A 22,055-nucleotide genomic window follows, 5' to 3' on the forward strand; every position below is an offset into this window, starting at 1 on the left:
TTAATGTCACGTTATTCTGATAGGTGGAATAAATAATTATATTATTGGTTGCTATACTCTCTCCGGTCGTCGGGTGTGACCGTTATTTCCGGGATTAGGAAAGCAGCCAGAGTAATCGGGGAGGAAGGATGGTATTTCTGAAGGATGTGGCGAAGCTGGCTGAAGTTTCTATGATGACCGTATCAAGAGCTATCAACAAGCCGGATAAACTAAAAAAAGAAACGTTAGCTCGTGTTCAGGATGCCATTCGTAAAACCGGCTACACGCCGGATTTATCGGCGCGGATGATACGCAGCACCCGTTCAGGGCAGGGGCCGCGGACGATAGGTGTGTTAGCACTGGATACCGCAACATCACCATTCTGTGTTGATATTATTTTATCTGTTGAGGAAACGGCACGCTCGTACGGCTGGAACAGCTATATCGTCAATATGCTGGCAGAGGATAATCCGGAATCCATTGCGGATCTTTTGCTCTCGCATCGCCCGGACGGAATAATTTTTACCACAATGGGTCTGCGGCAGGTCGAAATTTCAGGGCGGATGCTGAAAGTTCCTTTGGTGCTGGCGAATTGTGAAAGTGTTAATACATCGACAGCGTCTTATGTACCAGATGATGAAAGCGGACAATATGATGCGGTAAGTGCATTGCTGAATGCAGGCCGCCGGCGGCCCCTGTGCCTGTACCTGCCGGCTGAACATCCGGCGACAGCCCGCCGTATAAGGGGTCTGACGCGTGCCTTCCGGGATTATGGTGTGGATACCGGAAACTTACTGCATCATTATTTATCTGATGAACATTATTCCGATATTCCGGATGTGGTGCGCAGGTATATCCGTCATGGTAAACCGGAGTTTGATTCTGTTATCTGCGGAAATGACAGAATCGCGTTTATTGTATATCAGATTTTACTGGCCTGCGGACTGAATATTCCTGCTGATGTTGCTGTGACCGGTTATGACAATATGGTCGGGATCGGAGGGCTGTTTATTCCGCCACTTTCAACAGTGCAATTGCCGCATTATGAAATAGGAAGGCAGAGTGCCCTGCATATTATTAACGGTGAAACGCACCATGATACAGTTTGTATTTCTTCGCCGTGGCTGAACCGGGCCTCAGTGTGAATAGCTGTAACCGGAAAATGCGCCGGTATTCCGCATAGTTTATGCCGTAAGATTCTCCCTGAATAGCGTTACTATTATTCCGTATTTATCGGGGCTGTATCTTTTGGTGTGGTAGCTTAATCGTTTTAGCTTGATTTGAAATTGTCAGCGGAGTTAATTATGACATCAAAAGTATGGGTTTTAGGTGATGCCGTTGTTGATTTATTAACGGATAAACCAGGTTATCTGTTGCAGCTTCCGGGAGGCGCTCCGGCCAATGTGGCAGCCGGTATTGCTCGTCTTGACGGGAAAAGTGGTTTTATCGGCCGGGTGGGGGATGATCCGTTTGGTCGTTTTATGTACCGGACGCTGACAAATGAAAAAGTGGATACAGCGTATATGATCCGTGACCCCTGCCACCGGACATCAGTTGTTGTGGTGGAACTTGATGAGTATGGTGAGCGGACATTCACGTTTATGGTTCGTCCTTCGGCTGATCTTTTTCTGGAGCAGGAAGACTTACCGGTATTTCATGAAAATGAATGGCTTCATGTCTGCTCTATTGCACTAAGCGCTGAACCATGCCGGAGTACAGCATTTCAGGCGATGGCTCAGATATGTGATGCAGGGGGGCGTGTCAGCTTTGACCCCAATATCCGTACCGATTTATGGCAGGATGAAACATTACTGCGGGATTGTCTGCATAAAGCACTGACGTTTGCATCTGTTGTAAAATTATCAGAGGAAGAACTATTTTTTATCAGTGGTGAAACGAATATTCAGCGGGGAATTGATCTGCTGGCGGCGAAGTATTCTCCTGAGCTATTACTGGTAACTCTGGGAAAACAGGGAGTAATGGTATATTGGGACGGAAAAACACAGCATTTCCCGGCAACACCTGTTGTTACTGTTGATACCACCGGAGCCGGTGATGCATTTGTGGCCGGTTTATTGGCAGGTCTTGCAATATACGGACTGGCGGAGGATGAGCAGGTACTCAGTACGATAATCAGGCAGGCTCAGGTCTGCGGTGCACTGGCGACAACAGCGAAAGGGGCTATGACTGCATTACCTTACCGGCGGGAGTTGCTGAATAGTCTTTAAATAAAATCAGTTTGTAATTCTTCTGCCGGGTTTTGTATAACAGAGCCGGATGAACGTTCCTTTTAAATATATCTGTGAGGGAAGGGAACGTTCATCGCATGCCATTATTTACCGGTAAACGCTTTTTTAGCCGTAGCTTATCGTCAGTTTTTTAACTGCTGCTATTTATTGCATTCCTCAGAGAGTGAAATAAATTTCTCATTATAAAGAATATATTTCTCACCGGAACGTTGCAGTGCCGGGCTGCGTAATACCTCGCCGGGACGTAAATAGTAGCTGTCGCTGTCTTCTTCTGATGAGTGGCAGCCATTTTTCAGCAGTATTTTAAAATAGGTATTTCCGTTGTTGGTCAGCGTATGATTTTTTTTATCCCAGTCATAACTGAAATGAATTTTTCTCGGACGTACTACCAGAATTGAATCCATAATGATGACCGGCGCGATATTGATTTTTCCGCCGGTGGTATTTTGTCCGGCCCGGTTTTCCGGGGGGATCTCCCGGAATGAAACACGGTAATAACGTTCTTTATCATCCTGCGGGCCATGGTAGAAAAATTTAAAATAGTCAGATTGTCCGGCGCTCAGAGCCATTGCTTTCGGTGCATACAGTAATTCACCATCAGCGGGTCTGGTCCGGGTTTCTGATTCACCGGGGCTGTCTATCCCGATAATACTGACCTGATAGATCCGTGCGCTCTGGTTATTATTCAGAACATTTTTTGATGTGAAATTCTGATCTGACGGCAGTGTGAACGTGATATTCCCGATGTAAATCGCCGCCGCAGGTAGTGATACGGTACCAAGCGCGATAATGAAAGTTAAATACCGTAGCACAGAATTCTCCTTCAGTTACTGAACGTTACGCCATGTTGCCTGCACGTGTATTTCGCCGGATGCACTGACCTCACCAAACCAGCCGTTATTTTCCACGGTTCGTTCCGATATTTTATTATCCATCGGAATGCTGAACATAACGGTGGTTTTATTCAGAAATCCCGGATCACCGGAGATGTCTGTCCACGGAGTAGCTGTCCATAATGCATCTGTCATATCATACCAGGTACCGTTACATCCGGCGTCTTTCACCTGTTTTCCGTTTTGCGTTATAAAGCTCAGGTAGCCCGGAAACGGAACGTTGACGTTTTTGTCCGGAGAGGAAAATATACAGTAACTTTTTCCGCCCAGTGATTGTGACGGGCCGGTGACATTAATTAAAACCTGGTCTGCTTTCGTCCGTCCGCTGGTTGTCACAATATATTCGAAATCGAGCGGAGGGGCCATATGTTCAACTTTCCCCTCACGGTGCGGATGAAGCTCATACTCTTTTGATATAATACTGACGCCAAAGTCGCGTGGCTTTATAATCAGCGCCGTTGATGTGGAAAATTCATACCAGCCGGATTCCGGTGACTCTGTATTCTGAAAACGGATATTAAATAAGTCACGGGTATTTGAATCCGCGATCCCCAGTTTTACCATCTGTTTAAAAAAATCACTCGACATGAAAATATAGACAGAATCTGCGGATTTAAGATCATTGAATGTGTAGTAATACGCATTATTAAGTACATATTTCCAGTTTGAACCATTCAGGCTGAACTGCATGTCATCAGCAGCAATTGCAGAGGCCAGTGCGGCATTGTTAATCGCCGGGAAGATGTGGATTGTCACGTTACTCATGCTGGTTTGCAGGGTGTAGTTCACCATTTTACAGGCAAGCCCGCTCTTCCGGCCAATGGTCATAACCTTACAGTCACTGTTTCCTTCACCAATCAGCGGAATACCATCACTGTTAATAAATACTTCGGAGAGCGAATTCGTATTATGCAGTGACATATGTGCCCCTTTCCGGTGGTGCATGACGGCAGCATTCCATGTACCGGTTTTCTGATCAATACAACGCTCACCCCGGGTGGCATCATACTGATCAGGAGTCTGGCAGGTATTGATCTCCATATTCAGCATATCGCCGACCGCCATACCTTTGAGATATTCATAAAACGGGTCGGCCATCATGCCGTGCATCCATTTTGCACCGCCGCTGGTGACAACCGCGCCATAAAAACCTTTATTGTCAGTTGTCTGCGGGGGGATCAGACTGGTTTCTATATTGCAGCCTGCATACCAGTTGATACAACGAAGTCCGAGCAGAGGATTCCTGATCGGGGTATTTTCCAGCCACATATCAAACCGGTAGCCGGCAACGAGAGGGGTATTATATCCGTTATCGATATATCCCAGGCTTTGCTGGTAAACGGTGCCGGAACCCTGATATTTCAGCCCGGTCCATCGGTTTGCACCACCCATTCGCGGATCACGGGGACCGAGAGGGGTCACAAAATAGTTGTTATCTGTATTATTTTCGATAAAAGCAAACTGCCTTTCCGCACCATCAGGGAGCTGATTTTTGGTGATTGCCGCAGAAGCAAAAAACGGGGTGCTGCCCAGTATGGCAATGACCAGTATCAGTGAAGTAACAAAATGATTAACCTTCATAATTTTTCCCTGATGATTGTGTTTGCGCATATGTTTTCAGACCGGTACAGACCACATCACCCACCCAGATTGCGCCGTTGCTGCCGGTTAAGTTCAGTTCAACTTCACAGTTCTGATTATTGCCGTAACTGAAATCAATAACCGGGAATTTTTTATCAATATCCATCACAAATTCACCTGCCTCGTTAGTACGTGTCCGGCCGATATGATTATTAATATGTGCATTGGTGAGTAATGTGCCATCTTCCGCTCTGAATCTGCCAAATACCGTAACCATCTGTTTTATTTCCGGTTCGATAACAGCGACATTCCCCGGATAGAGGGTTACTTTTGTTTTCCGGCCACCGGCAATATTATAGCTGGCGGTGGACTTCTTGCTGTTCATGATTTCAATATCATATTGAGCATAGGACGATACCGGCAGGTAGTTATATCCGTTTTTCAGTTCCACTCTGCGGCCGTTAACATCGGCACTTAATAAACCGTCATTATCGATGGCGGTATTAAAAATAAGACCGGCATTACCGTCTGTCATACCGCTGGCGCCAATATATTTACCATTCCAGCCGGCAGAGCCGCTGGCTGTCAGACTGGTATTGACGTATCCGTCGGCTCCGCTGCTGATATTGACGGTACCTTTGCTGTAACGGGTATCAAATTGCGCATATGCACCACCACTGAGTGTTTTATCATCGCCGGTATTACCGGAAACAGCCCGTGATGCGTTCACACCGAGAGTACGTACCGCGCCGTCATCGAAATGCTTCCGGGCGGAGACGTTAGCCATAGTATAACCACGCTGATGAGTCATACCTGCACTGAACCAATTCCCGAGCGGCAATGAAAAATCCAGTGAAACATATTTTCCGGTATTGTTATTATTCGTATTGTTATAGGCCTGCATACCGACCCGCATACTCAGATTACCCCATGAACCCGAATAGAGGTTCTGATTATAATCTACGGTGTAATAACGGTTTTCATGTGTTTTATCATCAGTATAACTTGCTGTCAGTGTACCCAGCGGTGACCAGGCTGCGCCCAGATTTATCGTTCCCCCGACAGAGAGGCTGTCAACATCACTGCGGCGTATCCGATCCCCGATATTGGTTTTTTCTCTGGTTATCCAGACAGAGCTGAAATCGCCCGGCAATGTTGCACTGATATTGGCAATATTGCTGTGTGAGCCGTCATTGGCAACCATATTCTGGATATTGATATTAATTTTATCGGAGACCGGAACGGATGCCTGTGTTTCCAGAATGGCATTTTTGTCATAGCCGTAGGCGGTTGCTGACCAGCTGAAAACCCCGAAAGAGCCGGAGCCGGAAATCCCGGCAAGAGACGTGATTTTTTCGCGTTCAACAACAGTATGTTCAGCGGTGATTTTATCTGAGGTCTGTTTGCCGCCGGGATACCAGCGATCCATCTTCAGACTGCCGCCCCAGAACTGCCAGCTGAACGGTGCATTATTGCCATTACGGGTGAATAATTTATTGATTCGGTAGCTTCTTTTTTCGATTATTTTACTGTTAACCATCACTTCCGCATCAATATCATAGCTGCCGTAAGGCAGTGATCGGGTATCTACCTCATGGTTACCCATATCAAAATTCTGGATACTCAGTAACCGGCCTTCACGGTAGAGATAAACTTCACCGGCCGCAGGCAGAAAAACCACCACCGGGGTGACAGATTGGTTATTATCAAAAATGGTTGAATCGGCCCGGTTTCCCCATGAAAATCCCATCACTTTTCCTGACGGGATCGCGGTGACCGGCCCGAGAGACTGGAGACTCCAGCTGTCGAGTAAACCGGCCGCGAAGCGGTGACCATTATAGTCACGTTCATATAAGGCTTTGTAGAGCGTACTGGTATTATGCCCGCTGCCGAGACCGTAAAGTGCACCATTCAGGATAATATGATGCTCGAGTAATGCTGTGATATTTTCCAGGGACAGATAACCGGATGTATTACTTGAGCTGTTGCGGGCACGGTTATTATAAACGCCGAGGTTATAATTCAGGGTGCTGCTGAGCTGACTGACACCGGATTCACCGATATCTGAGCTTCTGGACTGCATAACTGTACCTAATGCAGATTTGCTGATCACCAGTTGTAAATTGAGTTGTTTGAGATCCAGATATAATTCGCTGTCTGACGAAACAGGAATACGAAGCTCATCATTAAACGGCTGTTCGCTTAAAGCGGTTAATTGCTTATGGGTATCGGTATTAAGCAGTGAGTTATCATTATCCGGTTCGATATTACGTATTGTCAGTTTATCGCCGTCCAGCCAGAGAAAGGCAGTACCAATACGAATATCAGAATTTTTGTCTTTATTATCGTCCAGATGGATAAACAGCGGAATACTCATTCCGTCGCGCAGTGCATTACCAAATGCCTGAGGAATAACAACATCACCGACCCGGATAGCAGAGGATGATGGTTTACCGGCATATCCGGATACAGGTATAACAGTAACTATTCCTGCGGTAAGAAATGCCGCAATAGTCTGATTAATATACCTGTTCATAGAGGATGCCTGTAATTAATAAAAACGGAAGTTTATTTAACGGAAATAAATTGCTCAGCCTGCCATAATGCAACGCGGCCTTTTTTATCGGTCACATCAACAGCAGAAAATGTCCGGTCACGACCCGGCATTAAATAATAATTTTCTTTACACTCGTTTCCCGGATTGTCTTTTGATGGTTTCAGGCACGGGCCATAGGCAATCACGCGCAGCGTACCATTCCCGGTATTGGTCAGTTTGCCGTTATCATAACGGTAGCCGTAATTTATATTCCGCGGAGAAACCACCAGAATTGTACTGACGCGTGCAGAAGCGGTGGCAATTGCACTGCGGTTATTATTATTGCTCTGTGCATCACTCAGCGCCTGATCAAACCAGACAATACGATAATAACGCTCAGTGTTATCTTTCGGACCATGATAGAAAAAACGAATATTTTCTTTTGAGTCAGCCGGTAATAATAAACTTGCCGGAGACAATAATAATTCATCATTACTTTCTTTCGGGATAATCCGTCCGTCTTCCAGTGGTGATGAGATTCGTTCAACAGAAATATTAATCAGTCGTCCGCTGTCAGTTGTATTTTTAATTTCTTTACTGACACTGTCTTTATCACTGTAAATAAAGGTTGAAATATCGCCGACATCAATAGCGTAGGATGGTGATATTATGCCTGCCAGCAAACTGAAGGCAGCCAGATACTTTTTCATAATAACTCCGTGGCATAATATGAATATATAGAAGGGCAGTTATCTGCCCTTAAAAAGATAACGAGGCTGTCAGCGGGATATCAGCTGGTCCAGGTTGCATCAAACTGAACACTGACATCACCACTCCAGATACCTTCCGGTAATGTGGAATAGTCAGTTGCCGGAGTTGTTCCGTCAGTTGTGCCGCCGATGATGGAGAATGTGAATGCATCCTGTGCGGTAGTACGGCCGGTCGTTTTATAGCCCTGGGACAGTGCGCTCAGATTGCCGCCCAGTTTACTTGTCTTGGTATCAATCAGAGTTGTATCCTGCGCTTTCTCAATCGCTTCGCCGTTGTAATCGACGCCGACAGTCAGCGTGGAGCCTGAGTTATCTAACTGAGTTAATGTATTGCTGACCAGACGGGAGGTCAGTTTAAATGCGGTTGCGGTAGTATCACCTTCAATAGCAACATCAAATAAACCTTTCTGGGTATTAAAACCTTTCACACCTTCAGCATACTGAAATGACAGGCTGCCTAACGGTGTGACAACCAGTTTACTGGTGGTATCTTTTTTGGCGGTTGCAGACCAGGTTGCTACTGCCTGAGCTGTAACATCCGCTGCCTGCACTGCACTGATACCTGAAAAGGACGCGATTAAAGCAGCAACGATTAAATGCTTTTTCATAATATATTCCGAAAGTAATGTATAAAACTGATTAGCCATTATTAACGGATATAAAACAAATAATGACTAATATACTGATATAGATTCAGATGTGTTTGGTTAATTAACCTGTGCAATATGATTTTTAAAAAATAACCAGACGCAGATGGAATAACATCTGAATATACTCTAGTTAAAAGTATCTACGTATATTTATTATAAGTAAACAGAAATAAAATCACTATGGCGAATACGCGATTAAGTATCGATCAGATGAACATGACATGATTGTTTTGGTTTTTGATATTACCGATATATTTTAGTGTAAATGAAAGGTTTATACATTTTTGATGGCGTGTTAACAACGCAGAAATATTCAGAAGATAACAGGAGCTGATATGTTTTATCTTCTGTCATCCGCCGGTAGTATACAGAACGCCTCATATAAAACAACCGGTTAAGTAATTGACATTAAATTAATACATTAATTTTTCTGTAATGATGCGTATCAGGCTGTATTTTTTGCAGGTCATCACATCAATTTATGATTAACAGATTCAGAAACGTGCCGCTATTTCAGGTGCTGTAAAACGCTTATTCATATTCCGGAATTTTATTATTTGTTATTACAACACCTGAGAGCGAAGATAATCACCTGAACTTCTTCGACATCCCCTCTGATGCCGGGCCGACAGATTTCCAGCCGAGTTTTTCATAGAAACCGGGTTTATCGGCGATCATCGAGACATAGGAGCCTTCCAGTGTGGCAGATGCCAGATATCTATCGATACATGCCATTATCTGACGGCCGAGTCCTGCTCCCTGATACGCCGGGTCAACGGCAACATCAACAACCTCAAAATTGCAGGCACCGTCACCGGCTACGCGTCCCATGGCGATAAGCGTTCCGGCATCACGGATCGTCACCATATATAAACTGTTAGGCAGCCCGACCTCTGCGGCTTTCAGTGATTTTGCCGATAATCCGGCTTTAATACGCAGCGCACAGTACTCCTGTGCGGAAGGTACGCGTTCTTCAGTAATCAGTGTCATGAGATTGCTATCTGTAATGGCGGAAATTTTCCGGCGATGACTTTAAACCATTCGGCAAACTGCTGCGGATGGCTCTGTAACTCTTTTTTCAGTTCGGTGAGGGATATCCAGCGCACGGCGGCCACTTCCTGCGGATTCAGGGAAAATGTTCCGTTATAGTTACCGGTGAACAGGTGATCATACTCGTGCTCAATGAGTGACGGCGGGACTTCCGCGCGGTAAATGATATGACCGGCCGGCTGTAACGGACAGGCGATACCTAACTCTTCCTGCAAACGACGCTGTGTGGCCTGCGCCAGCGATTCCCCGCGCCGGGGATGGCTGCAGCAGCTGTTAGCCCACAATCCGCCGGAATGGTATTTGCTGAGCGCACGCTGCTGGATCAGCAGTTCACCTGCATCGTTAAACAGAAACACAGAAAATGCACGGTGCAGTAACCCGAGCTGATGAACACGGAGTTTTTCGTCGTACCCGACGGTATTATCATGTTCATCGACCAGAATCAGTTCATCACTCATTATATCTTTTATCCGGTAAAGCGGCTGAAAGATATACTGTAGCAAATATGCAGCGGAAAGTTTGCCGGAATAGTGGCATAAAAACGCCGGAATATATCTCCGGCGCTTCATTATTTATTCGGGGGGATTATTTATTGCGGGCAGCCAGGTAATCCTGGAGTGTGCCTTCCGGGAATTTCTTACAGAATTCAACAATTTTTGGTGCTTCCGCAATCCCTTTTTCTGACAGTGCCACGAAGTCACCGCCCGGGTATTGTGTATCTTTGCTGATCACCCACAGGGCAACCGGCGCCCAGCTTTGCGGGTTCAGATTCACGAATTCTTTACAGGTCATTTTATCCGGAACCTGAATATCAGCAGGTTCAGCGAGAGCCACTGAGGAAAATGCACTTGCAGCAACCAGACACGCGGTGACGAAATACTTTTTCATGATAAATAAACCTCATTTTTTTGTTTCGGGAAATACAACAAATACGTTTTCAGAATAGATCAAATAACGTCATATTCAATATTTCTCCGTTTTTAAAACGCAAATAATAAGATTAAATGGTTTTTTCAGGATAAAAAGTATGAGCATGCAGATGAAACTCATATCGGGCCGGGTAACACGATTTTATGTCAGTCCCGATATGAGTGGCGGTTACGGATTGTTTTCCAGCCAGCTGACAATAAAGTCGCGGATGGCAGTGACATTGTTGATATCCAGTTGCGGCACCGTGACATCCTGCCGTGGCTTATCAGAGGCAAAGGCAATGACAAACTCATCCAGTAATGTCTGATACGGGCGGTCAGTCACATCGCGGAACAGGGCGATTTTCGGCACGGATTCACCTTTAAACCCTTCCACCAAGATAAGATCCAGCTCCCGCGTATCAAAGCGGGCGGCCAGTTGCATCAGGTCAGGCTCCGCACCGCCGGGCGTTTCTGTCATCAGCGCAAACCGCTCCTGACTGACCACCAGGGTCTGGTAAGCTCCCGCCTTTCGCAGCTCATAACTGTCTTTTCCCGGGGTATCGACATCCATATCGTGATGAGTGTGTTTAACCAGGCCAATACGCAGTCCGCTTTCCCGCAGCTGCGGGATCAGTTTTTTCAGCAGGGTGGTTTTACCGGTGCCGCTGTAGGCGGTGACAGCCAGCAGCGGAACCGGATGCGGCAGCCGGTGCTGTTTTTCCCATTCGCGGCACTCCGCGAGGGTATTGAGATTAATAAAATCGCCGGGATTTGCATCAAATGTGACGGCTTTTGCGCCGATGTTATCCATAAACAAGAGAAGTTTGCGATCGCCGCCGGTAAGGTATTCTTTCAGCGGGGTGATCAGCGAACGGTGACACAACGCAAAGGCCGGATGCGCCCGCTGGTGATCACAGGCATAGGCACACAGGGCATCGCCTTTCTGTTGCCAGAGTTTTTCCGCCAGATCCGCCGGGAACTGCGGCACATCACAGGGCACAAACAGCACCCAGTCGTGCAGGGCATTTTCAAGCCCGGCCAGCATCCCGGCAAGCGGACCGGGGAAGTCCGGCAGTGTATCCGCCACTACCCGCAGGCCGGTGGCGTGATAATCCCGGGCATTGCGGTTGGCATTGATAAAAATATCATCTGTCTGCGGAGCGAGCCGTTTTACACTGTGCTGATAAAGCGGCTGCCCGCCCAGTAATACCAGGCCTTTGTCCCGTCCCTGCATCCGGGTGGCCCGGCCGCCGGCAAGAATACAGCCGCTGAGTTGTATCATCATTTTCAGTTTCTCTGACAATCTCTGATAAATATTCTGAACTTATCTTAACAAGGATTCCGGTATAGTGAGCGCGAATATCGATGTACGCAAATATCTATGTCCGCGAATACCTATGTCCGCAAATATCTGTGTCCGCAAATATCTGTGTCCGCAAATAACAATGCAATGGTTGTGATAATCACGGATAATATGCCGCAGTTATTACAGACAGCCAATATTTACGCATCCTGACAGTCCTGTTCTTTCCGGAGCGGCGGATAATTGGTAATGTGTTACGATCTTGCTTATAAGGAATTTATTATGAAATGTCATCGCCTTAATGAGGTTATCGAACTCCTGCAGCCGGTCTGGCAGCAACATTCTGATTTGAACCTGATGCAGATGCTGCAGAAACTGGCGGATGAAGCCGGGTTTGAGGGCGAACTGTCAGATCTGACCGATGATATTCTTATTTATCACCTGAAAATGCGCGGCTCTGATGCAACAGACGCGATTCCGGGTCTGAAAAAAGATTACGAAGACGATTTTAAAACGGCGCTGTTACGTGCCCGCGGCATCATCAAAGAGTAATGCAGACGACGACTCCGCCGGTTTTCACTTTTCAGGATTTCCGGCCTGATCGCCTGATCGACAGTCTGAGCCGTTACGGTATCTGGTTAGATTCCGGTCTGACCGAGCTGAACAGCTATGAAAACCGTGTCTATCAGTTTACCGATGAAAACCGCACCCGCTATGTGGTGAAATTTTATCGTCCGGCGCGCTGGAATGAGGCTCAAATCCGTGAGGAGCACGAGCTGACGCTGACACTGGCACACGCCGGGCTGCCGGTTGCGGCTCCGCTGGCGTTTGACGGTGATACGCTGCTGTCACAGGACGGTTATCTGTTTGCACTGTTCCCGTCGGTCGGCGGGCGGGCGTATGAAACGGATAATCTTGATCAGCTGGAAAGCACCGGACGTCTGCTCGGCAGATTGCACCAGATAAGCCGGGAGCGCTGTTTTGTGCACCGGCCGACGATCGGATTGCAGGAATATCTGCTGACACCGCGTGAGATTCTTGCGGAGTGTCCGCTGATCCCGCCGGCGCGGCGGAGCGATTTTATACAGACGCTGGATACTCTGATCCGCGAGACATCTGCCCGCTGGCACGATGACTGGCATTCCATCCGTCTGCACGGGGATTGTCATCCCGGTAATATTTTATGGCGTGATGAGCCGTGGCTGGTGGATTTCGATGACGCCCGCAACGGCCCGGCAGTGCAGGATCTGTGGATGCTGCTCAGCGGGGATACCGACTCGCGCCGTTATCAGCTGGACATTCTGCTCGATGCCTATCAGGAGTTTTGTGACTTTGATACGCGCGAGCTGGCACTGATTGAACCGCTGCGCGCCATGCGCATGGTTCATTTTTTATCCTGGGTGGCACGCCGCTGGCAGGATCCCGCTTTTCCTAAAGCTTTTCCATGGATGGCGGAAAGTGATTTCTGGTCACAGCAGCAATCACTGATGACTGAACAGATAGCTGTGCTGGCGGAGCCTCCGCTGACACGTTATCTGCCTTATTGATTTTCAGGAGAGATAAAGATGAAGAAACTTTGGTTAGCGCTGATCGGATTTGCGATGTCATTCAGTGTCTTTGCAAACCCGGTGGCCGGAAAGCAGTATAACGAGCTGAGCACACCGGTAACAAATCAGCCGGATGTGGTGGAGTTTTTCTCCTTCTACTGCCCGCACTGCTACCAGTTTGAAGAAAACTTCAAAGTGCCGGAATCCATCAGCAAAAACCTGCCGGAAGGCGCGAAACATGAGCGCTATCATGTTGATTTCCTCGGTGGCCCGATGGGTCCTGAAATGACCAAAGCCTGGGCTGTGGCAATGGCGATGGGCGTTGAGGATAAAGTCACGCCGATCCTGTTTGAAGGCATTCAGAAAACCGGCACAATCAAAACCCCTGCTGATGTCCGTGAAGCCTTTATCAAAGCGGGTGTGACCGGTGAGGATTATGACTCCGCCGCTAACAGCATTTTTGTGAAATCGCTGATCGCCAAGCAGCAGAAAGCGGCGGCAGATTACAAATTACGCGGTGTTCCGGCCGTCTTTGTGAAAGGCAAATACCAGATCAACAACGCCGGTCTGGAAGTCAAAGATGTGAATGAATACGGTAAAGCGTTCTCTGATACGGTCAATTATCTGCTTAAGCAGAACTAATCTCAGAATCTGTATCTCCCGGAAGCAATGGCGGTAACGCCATTGCTTTTTTACTATCCACATTAATCAAGTGATTACAGCGGCAGATTATCTTGCGCTATTCGTTTATAACCTATTGATTTTTTTGAACGAGATTCAGGTATATCACGCTGCAGACAGTGATTTACATAGGGTTCATAAATTTACCCACAAAGTTATCCACAGTTTGTTATTTTTTATTTTACCGGCGTACCCGTCCTGTTCTGATGTGCGGGAAGATTAACGGCTGCGGCCGATAATAGTCGTCGGATGCCGCAGTCTGTGGCATGCTACCCGCAAGACTCCATTTAATACTGTGAAGGCAATTATGGCTCAGATTGCAGACAACCCCTTGATTTTAGTCGATGGTTCATCGTACCTCTATCGTGCTTACCACGCATTCCCCCCGCTGACCAACAGTGCCGGGCAACCGACCGGTGCCATGTACGGCGTGCTGAATATGCTGCGCAGCCTGGTGATGCAGTATGAACCCAGCCATGTTGCCGTGGTATTTGATGCCAAAGGTAAAACGTTCCGCGATGAACTGTTCGAAGCCTATAAATCACATCGTCCGCCGATGCCGGATGACCTGCGTGAGCAGATAGCGCCGCTGCATGACATGGTTATCGCGATGGGCATGCCGCTGTTATCTGTCTCCGGTGTGGAAGCCGATGATGTTATCGGGACACTGGCGAAACAGGCGGCAGCCGAAGGCCGTGCGGTACTGATCAGCACCGGTGATAAAGATATGGCACAGCTGGTGACGCCGGATATCACGCTGATCAATACCATGAATAACACCATTCTCGGGCCGGAGGAAGTGGAAACCAAGTATGGTGTTCCGCCGTCACTGATTATCGATTATCTGGCGCTGATGGGCGATTCCTCCGATAACATCCCGGGCGTGCCGGGCGTCGGTGAGAAAACGGCGCAGGCATTGTTACAGGGGCTGGGCAGTCTGGATGATATCTATACAGATCTGAGTAAAATTGCCGGGCTGAGCTTCCGTGGTGCCAAAACCCTCGCGCCGAAGATGGAAACCAACAAAGAGATGGCGTATCTCTCTTACACGTTGGCGACCATCAAAACCGATGTGGAGCTCGATCGTACCTGGGATACCCTTGTGCTGTCAGAGCCGGATTTGGATAAGCTGCATGCATTGTTCACGCAGTATGAATTCAAACGCTGGATAAGTGATCTGGAAAACGGAGGCTGGCTGGCGAAGAAAAGCACCCGCAGTGCGCCATCAAAAGCAGCGGTGAGTGCCGCCGCCGCAGCACAACCTCCGGCAGCACCGGTGGCTGTGCCGGAAATCAGCAATGAAAACTATGAAACTATCCTCGATGAAGCGGCACTGAACCGCTGGGCGGATATCCTGCGTGAAGCCGGTGAATTTGCCTTTGATACCGAAACCGACAGTCTGGATAACCTTTCTGCGCGTCTGGTCGGGATGTCATTTGCTGCAAAAGCAGGTCATGCCGCTTATGTGCCGATCGGCCATGATTACCTGGATGCGCCGGATCAGCTGCTGACTGAGCAGGTGCTGCGGGTGATGAAACCGATTCTGGAAGATGAAAAAATCCGTAAAATCGGTCAGAACCTGAAGTTTGATCGCGGGATTATGGAAAATTACGATGTGGAGCTGCGCGGTATCGCTTTCGACACCATGCTGGAATCCTATGTGCTCAACAGTGTTGCCGGGCGTCATGATATGGACAGCCTGGCCGATCGCCATCTGAATTATAAAACCACGACATTTGAAGAGATCGCCGGGAAAGGTAAAAAGCAACTGACGTTTAATCAGATCCCGCTGGAAGAAGCCGCTAATTATGCGGCGGAAGATGCGGATATCACGTTGCTGCTGCATCAGGCGCTCTATCCGCAGCTGGAGGCGGAAAAATCCCTGCTGCATGTCTATCAGGATATCGAAATGCCGCTGGTGCCGGTGCTTTCCCGTATGGAACGGACAGGGGTTCTGATCGACGCCAATGTGCTGGCGGCACAGTCAGTACAACTGACAGCCCGTCTGGATGAGCTGGAAAAACAGGCATTTGCCATCGCCGGTGAAGAATTCAATCTTTCTTCACCGAAGCAGTTACAGGCCATTCTGTTTGAAAAACTGAATCTGCCGGTGGTGAAGAAAACCCCGGGCGGCGCACCGTCAACCAATGAGGAAGTGCTGGAAGAGCTGGCGGATAACCACGAGTTACCGCGTGTGATCCTGGAGCACCGCAGTCTGTCCAAACTGAAAACCACTTATACTGATAAACTGCCGCTGATGGTGGATCCGAAAACCCGCCGTGTGCATACCTCTTATCACCAGGCAGTGACGGCAACCGGCCGCCTGTCTTCCCGTGACCCGAATCTGCAGAATATTCCTGTCAGGACGGATGAGGGACGCCGTATCCGTCAGGCGTTTATCGCCCGTGACGGCTACTGCATTATGGCGGCGGACTATTCGCAGATTGAGCTGCGTATCATGGCGCATCTGTCACAGGATAAAGGGCTGCTGAAAGCTTTTGCCGAAGGCAAGGATATCCACCGCGCAACTGCCGCAGAAGTGTTTGGTGTGCCGCTGGAAGAAGTAACGTCTGATCAGCGCCGCAGCGCGAAAGCGATTAACTTCGGCCTGATTTACGGCATGAGCGCATTTGGTCTTGCGCGCCAGCTGGGCATCCCGCGTGGTGAAGCACAGCGTTATATGGATCTCTATTTTGAACGCTATCCGGGCGTGCTGGAGTATATGGCCCGCACCCGTGAACATGCGGCAGAAAAAGGATACGTGGAAACACTGGAAGGCCGCCGTCTCTGGCTGCCGGAAATCAATTCCCGTAACGGTATGCGCCGCAAGGCTGCTGAGCGCGAGGCGATCAACGCCCCGATGCAGGGTACCGCAGCGGATATCATCAAAAAAGCGATGATCGCCGTGGATGACTGGCTGCAAAAAGAGAACATCGATGCACTGATGATTATGCAGGTGCACGATGAACTGGTGTTTGAAGTCAGAAAAGAACAGCAGGCAGAGATGGCAGAGAAGATCCGCGGGCTGATGGAAGCAGCGATGAAACTGGATGTGCCGTTGAAAGTGGAAGCGGGAGTCGGTGCCAATTGGGACGAAGCCCACTAATTTACGCGTCATCTTTCAATCCGTGGCTGCGTTGGCCGCACTCAGAAATCCGGGTCACATACTGGTGTATGCTCCCCGGATTTCTTCCTTTGCCGCCTTGCCACAGACCGAAATCTATAGCGTAAAGGCATTGTGCTCTGAATCGTGTTTGTTGGATTACGCGTCATCTTTCAGTCCGTGACTGCGTTGGCCGCACTCAGAAATCCGGGTCACATACTGATGTATGCTCCCCGGATTTCTTCCTTTGCCGCCTTACCACAGACCGAAATCTATAGCGTAAAGGCATTGTGCTCTGGTTCCTTCTGCTTGCTGCAAACCGAATGATTTAGCCTTAGCATCCGGTATCATTTTTCAGCCACAAACTAAATCTATAACGTAAAGGGATTGTGCTCCGGGGGATTTTCCTGTTATGCGTTTTCTTCCCGCATTTTCAGGGTTTTCTTCACTTTTTTCTCAATGCGCTGGCGCTTCAGCGGCGAGAGATGGTCGATAAACAGCTTACCGTTGAGATGGTCGATTTCATGCTGGAGACAACCTGCCTGTAATCCCTCTGCCTCAAGAGTGTGTTCTGTACCGTTCACATCCTGATAGCGGACCGTGACTGAAGAATAGCGCTGTGTCTCCGTATAACTCTCCGGCAGGGACAGGCAACCGTCCATCATCATCATTTCTCCGTCACACTGAATAAACTCAGGATTAATCAGCGCCATCGGCTGATCCCGGTTTTCAGAGACATCAACGATAATCACACGTTTACAGACGCCCACCTGCGGCGCAGCAAGGCCGATGCCCCGTTCGGCATACATGGTTTCTGTCATATCAGTAACAAATGTTTTCAGGTCGTCATCAAAAACCGTGACCGGTTGGGCCGTTTCCCGCAGGCAGGGATCAGGAAAATGCCGTAATGTCAGTAATGCCATAGCTAACTCACTAATATAATTCGGAATAATGGGGAGGCGTACTCCCGGATACGCTCAGACTATCATAACAGTATGGTATTAAAACGGCATCATTTGTGCTGTTTTGTTGCTATTTTGTGCGGACAGGTCCGGACTGCCTATAGATCCAGATCGCATAAATATGTAATTAAAGAACATTTGAGATGAATTTTACGGTTTTATGACAAGCTGAATCGTGCGTAATCTGAAAAAAAATTACAAAAAAGGTTTTTTTGTCCGTAAATTTGCTGTAAAGTTATTTGTGTAGGGTACAGAGGTAAGATGTTCTATCTTTCAGACCTTTTACTTCACGTAATCGGATTTAGCTGAATATTAGCTGCTCCGGTCAGACAACTTCTGACCGGAGCATTTTTTTGTCCTGAATAAAGGCGGGGAAAGGTTAATCGTCAGTGAGAAAGGCATTCGCATCAAAAACCGGTTCGGCATCTTCCCGGAGTTCGTTCCGGTAAAGGCGGAGTGCCATGATATCATTCAGGGCATCAGCGCCTTCATCTGAATCTTCCCCGTATTCCTCAACTCTGCGAAGGAGTGCTTCTTCCCTGGCATGGAGTGATTTCCACAGTAAGTTAAATGTGCTTCTGTCGATTTTGAGTTCGAGTACCCGCATCTGTTATGCTCTCTTCATATATTGTTTTTCACAGAACATGGCCACACTTTCCAGCAGGCTGATATATTTTGTCAGCGGCATATTTTCCGCCGGCACAATCATATGATGGCCCTTTGAACCCCGTTTAACAATAGTCAGGCCGGCAGGCAGGATAGTACCTGCTTTTAACTCCCACACCCACCCGGTCAGCGGACACTCATCCAGACCTTCTTTGGTAAATACACTCACACCGTTATTATCAGCAACAATGAAATCCGTTTCACCAATTTCTCTGGTATTAATATCGCTCCTTCTGACATTTGCCAGCCGGGACGAACTACTGTTGCCCATACGGTATAAATCGTCGGCCAAAATATATAATGTTTTTTCCCGCATAAAACACATCCTTATGTTTGTGAACATATCATCAGATTGTGTATAGCAGGGAAGAGAGAGGCCGGACAGATTATCGCCGGCAGAGCGGCTTTTTTCGGTCTTTTGGCTAAGGGATGATGATTACAGAAAAGAACAGATGGTCAGTAATAACCATCTGTTTCGGGAGGGGATCACTCTGCGTCGCTTTCGCTGAACCAGGTGTCCAGTTTCAGACGTAACTTATCAATGCCGATTTTTTTCAGGGCAGAGAAGTATTCCACCTGAATATCGCCGGTGTCACTCAGTTCTGCCAGAGCATCGCGAACCGCCATCAGCTGCTTTTTGCGTGCGCCGCTGGCCAGTTTGTCGGCTTTGGTCAGTAATGCCAGTACCGGCACCTGCATTGCCACTGCCCACTCAATCATCTGCATATCCAGGTCTTTAAGCGGATGACGGATATCCATCAGTACCACCAGACCGCGCAGACAGTTGCGCTTTTGCAGATATTCGCCCAGTGCGGCCTGCCATTTCCGTTTCATCGCTTCCGGAACTTCAGCGTATCCATAGCCCGGCAGGTCAACCACACGGCAGCCGTCAGTGACTTCAAACAGGTTGATAAGCTGGGTACGTCCCGGTGTTTTACTGGTCCGTGCCAGGCTTTTTTGCTGTGTCAGTGCATTCAGTGCACTGGATTTTCCGGCATTGGAGCGACCGGCAAACGCCACTTCGATCCCCGTATCTTCCGGTAAATGGCGGATATCCGGTGCGCTGATGACAAAATGGGTCACTTGGTAGTTGTGCGTTTTAATGGTCAAAATCTGTTCTCCTCAGGTCGAAACCGGGATGATTATAGCCTAATGCATGTTGTTTAAGAACTGCGGCAGACAGATTACTGCGCCTGTTTATTTTCAGAAATGAAAAAAGTGACAACAATAATAGGATAGGGGGTGGCAGCGGATATAATCCGGAGAAAACAAAGTGTTTCCGGCAGAAAAGACACTGATATTTACGCGTAAAAAGATAAAAAATCAGGGCGGTTTATTATTGGTTACAAGACCGGATGTTATTTTTTATTTGGCATAAGTTGAGTTTTTTATCAATAAATGAAAATTATCCATAAAGATCAGTGTGATATTTATATTTACACGTTAAATGCAATAAATGTATCAGCAGGATGAAAAATTTCGCCGTATTTTGCTTAATTACGGGCCGTGAGCGAAATATCATCAGTACAAATACGTGAAAAATTCTTATATTAATTCTTCATCCCTGCCGTGAAAGTAAATTAAAGTAAATCGGTGGCACTTCGCGCCATTGCCCATTAAAATCGTTAAGATTAGTGTAAGTTTATTTCGTTGAAAGGAATTGGGAATGTTAAAACGAGTTTTAGTGTCATTTGTGGCAGCCTGTACCCTCAGTGCAACTTCGCTGGCGTTCGCGGCGGAGCAGACGCATGTTAAATTTACCACCACCGCAGGTGATTTTGAAATTGCGCTGGATAATGAAAAAGCGCCGAAAACTGTGGAAAATTTTAAACAGTATGTCTCAGATAAGTTCTATGACGATACAACATTCCACCGCGTCATCCCGGGCTTTATGGTGCAGGGCGGCGGCTTTACGGCGGATATGAATCAGAAACAGACCCGTCCGCCTGTCAAAAATGAAGCGGATAACGGCCTGCGTAATCTGCGCGGAACCATTGCGATGGCGCGTACCGCAGATAAAGACAGCGCAACCAGCCAGTTCTTTATCAACGTGGCGGATAATGCATTCCTCGACCACGGCCAGCGTGATTTCGGCTATGCCGTGTTTGGTAAAGTCGTGAACGGCATGGATGTTGTCGATAAAATCTCAAAAGTGAAGACTGAAAATATCGGTCCTTACCAGAATGTGCCGTCAACACCGGTCAAAATTATTTCTGCAACTATCGTAAAATAAACCGTATTTTCGTGCAGACTAAGGGGAATATTTCCGGATATTCCCCGTAAGCATGTCAAACTCCCTGATAGTCTGAATCCGACGATATCTGCCTCTGCGGTACCATGCCGCATTCGGGCTATTTTCTCTGTCCGGCTGTGGTATTATAGCCCGCTTCATGAAGCTGACTGTGCAATCCCCTGTGGTTGCCGGGCGCTGTCAACGTGTGCCTGACGCAGCAGTTTGAAAATAAAAAAGATAAATATATCAGTTGGATATAGATTAATCATGCTATTAATTATCGATAATTATGACTCATTTACTTATAACCTGTATCAATACTTCTGTGAGTTAGGTGCAGATGTACAGGTTAAACGAAATGATGCTGTCTGCCTCAGTGATATTGAGCAATTATCGCCGTCTCACCTGGTGATCTCACCGGGTCCCTGTACGCCGTCTGAAGCCGGTATTTCACTGGATGCCGTCAGCCATTTCGCCGGTGAGATCCCGATCCTCGGGGTTTGTCTCGGGCATCAGGCTATCGGTCAGGCGTTTGGTGCACAGGTGGTGAAGGCACGTAAAGTCATGCACGGCAAAACCACCGCAATCCATCATAATCAGCAGGGGGTGTTCAAAGGGCTGAACCGTCCGCTGACCGTCACCCGCTACCATTCACTGGTGATTGCCCCGGAAACACTGCCGGCCTCTTTTGAAGTCACGGCATGGAGCCTGCACGACGGTAATGTGGATGAAATCATGGGTATCCGCCATAAAACCCTGCCGATTGAAGGTGTGCAATTCCATCCGGAAAGTATTCTCAGTGAACAGGGGCATGAACTCCTGAATAATTTCCTGAAATACTAATCAGTTATCGATTATTTTATCCCCGGTTCTGTTTTTTCATTCGTTTTAATTTGATTTTTTATTCATATTTGGTGATTATATTTTCACTTGTGGGTAGA

The 22,055-nt window shown here is 47.7% G+C and carries 22 protein-coding genes and 1 pseudogene; 9 read left to right on the top strand and 14 right to left on the bottom strand.

The annotated features are described in order from the left end of the window. The first annotated feature begins 128 nt into the window (after window positions 1–128). The gene (locus tag JC793_RS01075) at window positions 129–1,124 is read left to right on the top strand and encodes a LacI family DNA-binding transcriptional regulator (protein WP_218427206.1); all 996 of its coding nucleotides are present in this window, start codon (window positions 129–131) and stop codon (window positions 1,122–1,124) included. A gap of 159 nt (window positions 1,125–1,283) precedes the next feature. After that, window positions 1,284–2,207 (top strand): fructokinase, encoded by a 924-nt coding sequence (gene cscK / locus JC793_RS01080; protein WP_218427208.1) that lies wholly within the window; start codon window positions 1,284–1,286, stop codon window positions 2,205–2,207. A 161-nt stretch (window positions 2,208–2,368) separates the two neighbouring features. Here cscK and JC793_RS01085 read toward each other — a convergent pair whose 3' ends face one another. From JC793_RS01085 to mobA, 10 genes and pseudogenes are all read right to left on the bottom strand, one after another. After that, entirely contained in the window at window positions 2,369–3,040 is a 672-nt protein-coding gene (locus JC793_RS01085; RefSeq protein ID WP_046891916.1) for a fimbrial biogenesis chaperone, read from the bottom strand. A gap of 15 nt (window positions 3,041–3,055) precedes the next feature. Then, on the bottom strand, window positions 3,056–4,702 hold the full coding sequence (locus tag JC793_RS01090; RefSeq protein ID WP_218427210.1) for a hypothetical protein: 1,647 nt from the start codon (window positions 4,700–4,702) through the stop codon (window positions 3,056–3,058). Further along, window positions 4,692–7,238 carry a CS1-pili formation C-terminal domain-containing protein gene (locus JC793_RS01095; RefSeq protein ID WP_166706850.1) on the bottom strand — a complete coding sequence of 849 codons (2,547 nt, stop codon included), beginning with the start codon at window positions 7,236–7,238 and terminating at the stop codon, window positions 4,692–4,694. Before JC793_RS01095 ends, JC793_RS01090 begins: the two co-directional genes overlap by 11 nt. 32 nt (window positions 7,239–7,270) lie before the next feature. Continuing rightward, a complete protein-coding gene (locus JC793_RS01100; protein ID WP_218427212.1) occupies window positions 7,271–7,948 on the bottom strand; it encodes an EcpB family pilus assembly chaperone in 678 nt (225 codons plus the stop codon). A gap of 80 nt (window positions 7,949–8,028) precedes the next feature. Beyond that, a complete protein-coding gene (gene ecpA / locus JC793_RS01105; protein WP_052927236.1) occupies window positions 8,029–8,616 on the bottom strand; it encodes a common pilus major fimbrillin subunit EcpA in 588 nt (195 codons plus the stop codon). A gap of 630 nt (window positions 8,617–9,246) precedes the next feature. After that, the gene (locus JC793_RS01110) at window positions 9,247–9,648 is read right to left on the bottom strand and encodes a GNAT family N-acetyltransferase (protein ID WP_218427214.1); all 402 of its coding nucleotides are present in this window, start codon (window positions 9,646–9,648) and stop codon (window positions 9,247–9,249) included. Further along, window positions 9,645–10,166 (bottom strand): isopentenyl-diphosphate Delta-isomerase, encoded by a 522-nt coding sequence (gene idi, locus JC793_RS01115; RefSeq protein ID WP_218427216.1) that lies wholly within the window; start codon window positions 10,164–10,166, stop codon window positions 9,645–9,647. Before idi ends, JC793_RS01110 begins: the two co-directional genes overlap by 4 nt. Before the next feature lie 127 nt (window positions 10,167–10,293). Continuing rightward, the gene (locus tag JC793_RS01120; protein WP_004240743.1) at window positions 10,294–10,596 is read right to left on the bottom strand and encodes an HdeA/HdeB family chaperone; all 303 of its coding nucleotides are present in this window, start codon (window positions 10,594–10,596) and stop codon (window positions 10,294–10,296) included. A 210-nt stretch (window positions 10,597–10,806) separates the two neighbouring features. Beyond that, on the bottom strand, window positions 10,807–11,325 hold the full coding sequence (gene mobB / locus JC793_RS19475; protein ID WP_243846948.1) for a molybdopterin-guanine dinucleotide biosynthesis protein MobB: 519 nt from the start codon (window positions 11,323–11,325) through the stop codon (window positions 10,807–10,809). Window positions 11,326–11,409: 84 nt separating this feature from the next. After that, window positions 11,410–11,904, bottom strand: a pseudogene (gene mobA, locus JC793_RS19480) (molybdenum cofactor guanylyltransferase MobA); the annotation flags it as partial. A 300-nt stretch (window positions 11,905–12,204) separates the two neighbouring features. Here mobA and JC793_RS01130 point away from each other — a divergent pair. From JC793_RS01130 to polA, 4 genes are all read left to right on the top strand, one after another. After that, on the top strand, window positions 12,205–12,474 hold the full coding sequence (locus tag JC793_RS01130) for a YihD family protein (protein WP_046891954.1): 270 nt from the start codon (window positions 12,205–12,207) through the stop codon (window positions 12,472–12,474). Further along, a complete protein-coding gene (locus JC793_RS01135) occupies window positions 12,474–13,469 on the top strand; it encodes a serine/threonine protein kinase (RefSeq protein ID WP_218427220.1) in 996 nt (331 codons plus the stop codon). The genes JC793_RS01130 and JC793_RS01135 overlap by 1 nt, the downstream gene beginning before the upstream one ends. 18 nt (window positions 13,470–13,487) lie before the next feature. Beyond that, window positions 13,488–14,111 carry a thiol:disulfide interchange protein DsbA gene (dsbA, locus tag JC793_RS01140; protein WP_046891924.1) on the top strand — a complete coding sequence of 208 codons (624 nt, stop codon included), beginning with the start codon at window positions 13,488–13,490 and terminating at the stop codon, window positions 14,109–14,111. 346 nt (window positions 14,112–14,457) lie between these two features. Then, complete coding sequence (polA, locus tag JC793_RS01145) at window positions 14,458–17,256, top strand: DNA polymerase I (protein WP_166706855.1); 2,799 nt, start codon at window positions 14,458–14,460, stop codon at window positions 17,254–17,256. Window positions 17,257–17,663: 407 nt separating this feature from the next. Here polA and def read toward each other — a convergent pair whose 3' ends face one another. Next, entirely contained in the window at window positions 17,664–18,176 is a 513-nt protein-coding gene (gene def, locus JC793_RS01150; protein WP_046891926.1) for a peptide deformylase, read from the bottom strand. 300 nt (window positions 18,177–18,476) lie between these two features. On the opposite strand from def, the gene spfP reads away from it, so the two are divergent. Continuing rightward, on the top strand, window positions 18,477–18,524 hold the full coding sequence (gene spfP, locus JC793_RS19875) for a small protein SpfP (protein ID WP_438361642.1): 48 nt from the start codon (window positions 18,477–18,479) through the stop codon (window positions 18,522–18,524). A 70-nt stretch (window positions 18,525–18,594) separates the two neighbouring features. Here the strand turns inward: spfP and JC793_RS01155 are convergent, their stop codons facing one another. The 3 genes from JC793_RS01155 to yihA form a co-directional block, all read right to left on the bottom strand. Next, complete coding sequence (locus JC793_RS01155; protein WP_046891927.1) at window positions 18,595–18,822, bottom strand: hypothetical protein; 228 nt, start codon at window positions 18,820–18,822, stop codon at window positions 18,595–18,597. Window positions 18,823–18,825: 3 nt separating this feature from the next. Then, window positions 18,826–19,197, bottom strand: a complete 372-nt coding sequence (locus JC793_RS01160) for a Tse2 family ADP-ribosyltransferase toxin (protein ID WP_046891928.1) — start codon at window positions 19,195–19,197, stop codon at window positions 18,826–18,828. Between the two features lie 170 nt (window positions 19,198–19,367). Then, the gene (gene yihA, locus JC793_RS01165; RefSeq protein ID WP_046891929.1) at window positions 19,368–19,991 is read right to left on the bottom strand and encodes a ribosome biogenesis GTP-binding protein YihA/YsxC; all 624 of its coding nucleotides are present in this window, start codon (window positions 19,989–19,991) and stop codon (window positions 19,368–19,370) included. Window positions 19,992–20,547: 556 nt separating this feature from the next. On the opposite strand from yihA, the gene ppiA reads away from it, so the two are divergent. Together ppiA and JC793_RS01175 are read left to right on the top strand one after the other, a co-directional pair. Next, window positions 20,548–21,114, top strand: a complete 567-nt coding sequence (gene ppiA / locus JC793_RS01170; RefSeq protein WP_046891930.1) for a peptidylprolyl isomerase A — start codon at window positions 20,548–20,550, stop codon at window positions 21,112–21,114. Between the two features lie 267 nt (window positions 21,115–21,381). Then, the gene (locus tag JC793_RS01175) at window positions 21,382–21,957 is read left to right on the top strand and encodes an aminodeoxychorismate synthase component II (RefSeq protein ID WP_218427222.1); all 576 of its coding nucleotides are present in this window, start codon (window positions 21,382–21,384) and stop codon (window positions 21,955–21,957) included. Window positions 21,958–22,055: the final 98 nt, after the last annotated feature.

It is taken from the genome of Morganella morganii (assembly GCF_019242955.1).
Classification (GTDB): Bacteria; Pseudomonadota; Gammaproteobacteria; order Enterobacterales; family Enterobacteriaceae; genus Morganella; species Morganella sibonii.